Source organism: Nitrospira sp. BLG_2 (genome assembly GCF_049222245.1).
Window position 1 is genome coordinate 1 of sequence record NZ_JBLYIG010000325.1, and the last position, 2,911, is coordinate 2,911.

Consider the following 2,911-nt stretch of genomic DNA (forward strand, 5'->3'; position numbering starts at 1 on the left):
CGGTACGTAAGTGACATCCATACTGGATTTTGCCCGGATCCGGCATCCGTATCCGCAAACACCCGCCCGTATGCAGGCGGGACGTCCACCCCAGGGCCGTGTGGGAATTGCAAGCGGGATCTGCACCCAATGCCAGCCCAACTTCGCCGCACCTCGCTGCACCAAACGGCTCGCACAACTGAGTTCGTGCGGCGGGTTGGGGAACGGCTTGCTCCGTGGAGGATCGAACGGATTAGCCTCTGTGCCGACCGGGCCGCTCACCCCGAGTTCGTGCTCGACTCGTGTGTAGTATGGCTCCAGATCCGCATAAGTAATCGGCCAATCCTCCCCTACTCCATCTCGGCTCTTCACCTGGAAGTCGGATTCATGGAAGCGTGGGACTTGAGCTTGGTATGCCAGTGTCGATCCCCCAACACCCTTAGCTCTGGTGAAGACAAACCCCTCGGATCCTCCGGCACTGTATAGATTCTGGCGGGAATCTTTTGGCTCAAAGAACATCTTGGTGGCTTTTCTCACGAAGTCATGCTGATCGGTTGCATAGTGGAGCACGGGATCATACCGCGGGCCTGCCTCAAGCACTACGACTTTGAGGCCGGCTTCTCCCAGCTCCTTGGCAACAACCGCACCTCCGGCTCCACAGCCGATTACCACGACATCAACCCTCGCCTTATCGATTCTGAGGTTGGCCATCAATCTTGCCTACTAAGCCTCCGGTTTGCAGGAATGGCCACGGCCCGCATAGCCAAATGGAAACGGCGGACCCGAATAACCGAGCCACTCCCACGCGACCGACGTGGAGTAAAAGGCTTCCGCAGTGTCGCGAACTACTTGATCGACCAATATCAGGGCTGGATCACTCACCCCGGCGAGTTGCCGGTAATAGAGATGCTGCAATTTCCATTGCACCTTCCCTGAGAAGGTGACCGGCGGAGTCTGCGGCCAGAGTTTGGTATAAGCCAACTCCAAAAACTCAAATAACTCTCGCTGCTTATCATATGAGAGTTCAATAAATGCTTGGCCATATCTCTTCTGAGCTAACCCATTGATTGCCTGGAGTCCCTCGGCATATCGTCGCCGTATGGGTTCGGCATGAAGGGTCGATTGTTGAATCTGCCGTGCGACCCCGGCCTCCCTTGCACCGGGTCCCTGCTCGTCGGAAGGAATAATCACGGCTGTCAGTGCCTCTAACGCGCGGAATTCATCGGAGGACAGACAGCCTTCATCCGGACAGGTCGCAGCCGACACAATGGCATCGGAAGCCTCAGCAAATCCCGCGTATTGACTGCCTCCGTTGCGCCCCCCTCGGGTCACCGGATCGAGCCTGGTCTGACCGAAAGCGATCGTTGCTCCAGCGACCAGCAGACATCCTACGAACCTTCGTCGAGAAATACCCCGGGTCCGCCTCCGCATGAAGTGAAGATCTCGCTTGCCCATCAGATTACCGCCGCGCGTGTCGTCGAACTTTAGAATTTTGGCTGCGTCTCCGGCTCAGCATGTTCCTGGAGTAGATCGCAAGCTACCAAAGCTTCGGCCGCTCGCTGCACCTCCTCAAACGACACATCCGCTCGCTCGGCAATGTCCAATAGCGAATGGCGACCATCTGATAGGTTCAGCACCCATAAGAGCACCAACTCCCGGTTTTGTCTTTCCTGCTGTCCTGCGATGGCGCGATAGAGCCCTCGGCGACCGAGTTGTGGCTCACACTTTGGATTCTTGTTCACATAGGTGCGATCCTGTTCAAGGAGATCGAACACCGCCAAGCAATGCGAATAGGATCTTGCTAGGGCGTCCGGCTTCACAAAATCCATGTCGTCTGCGGAGGTATGATACTCGGGATATTCGCCATGGGGTATCCGCATGAAACAACCGACCGGCAGGTCGAAGCCCGGAGAACAATATTGTCGCTCATCATAACCATACGGAAAGAAATCGATAACGCGGTACGGCTCCCCTGAATGTTTCAAAATCTGTTCCATGGCTCGATCGATTTCCGCACGGCCCCGGCGACTTCGTTTGTACGTCACGCGATCTCCCGCGCCTACGCCGGTCAACACCAATCCGTGTCGGATCCGCGACACCGCTTGTTCGTTGCGGGCCAGCCATGTGATCGAACCGATCGTCCCGGGAATGAACACGAATCGATACGAGTATCGCAGCACACGACGCAACAGTGTTTCGGCAAGGAATGTGGCCACGGCAATACCGGAAAGGTTGTCATTACAAAGCGAGGGATGGCAGATATGGCAGGACACGAGGACTTCCTCACTCGTCTCTCCAGCCAGGTAGCACTCTCCATAAGTGAGCGCACCCGGAACCAGTGTGGAATCAATGCAAATTTCATATTCTTCGTCAGGCAATTGTGACAGTTGCTTATGAGAAAGACAGAATCCCCAGTTCTCTTTGTAGTAGGAAGTACGATATGGAATCCATTCCGGATGTTCAGCAGAGGTGAAGAGATGTGGCCGGAGGTCTGCCAATCGCATTGTGGTCCGAACCGGTGCGCTATAGCTCATCACGTGTAGATTGGAGGCGTGGAAATCGACAATCCGTTTCCCATGACGATTCTTGATGAAGGCGTCCGTAATATTCCATTCAAGGGGTACGGACCAGTCGAAGACACGGGTACCGCTGGGCACTTCATGGATTACAAGCGGAATCCGTGTTTGCAAGGTACGCAGCGTTGCGCGAACCCCTTCTCCGGTAATGCTGCGACAGATCGGATAGAGTTCGCGAATGAGGTCATGCATGCCGACTCCCAATCGACTCATGTTGCCATGATGCTCCATGTCTGCCATGAATCCCTTTTGGCCTAATACCGACTAGATCCTTGCCTGGTCCGGCTCGAGCTTCATCTTGTCGAGAACCTGAAGAACGGCCTCCGCGACAATACGATTTCCAATCACATTGTAGT

Annotated in this window: 3 protein-coding genes; all 3 read right to left on the reverse strand. The window is 55.2% G+C overall.

The genetic code is table 11. The features are described 5' to 3' along the window. Positions 1-690, reverse strand: a 690-nt coding sequence (locus ACOSYY_RS09055; RefSeq protein ID WP_421661943.1) for an FAD-binding protein, incomplete at its 3' end; no start/stop codon positions are given. Between the two features lie 12 nt (positions 691-702). After that, positions 703-1,410, reverse strand: a complete 708-nt coding sequence (locus ACOSYY_RS09060; RefSeq protein WP_421661944.1) for a gluconate 2-dehydrogenase subunit 3 family protein — start codon at positions 1,408-1,410, stop codon at positions 703-705. Positions 1,411-1,463: 53 nt separating this feature from the next. Beyond that, complete coding sequence (locus ACOSYY_RS09065) at positions 1,464-2,768, reverse strand: DUF4910 domain-containing protein (RefSeq protein ID WP_421661945.1); 1,305 nt, start codon at positions 2,766-2,768, stop codon at positions 1,464-1,466. Positions 2,769-2,911: the final 143 nt, after the last annotated feature.

What these genes read in the sequence shown, in the direction of transcription:
- ACOSYY_RS09065 (WP_421661945.1), bottom strand. Translation starts at nt 2,768, where the DNA reads ATGAGTCGATTGGGAGTCGGCATGCATGACCTCATTCGCGAACTCTAT.
- ACOSYY_RS09060 (WP_421661944.1), bottom strand. Translation starts at nt 1,410, where the DNA reads ATGCGGAGGCGGACCCGGGGTATTTCTCGACGAAGGTTCGTAGGATGT.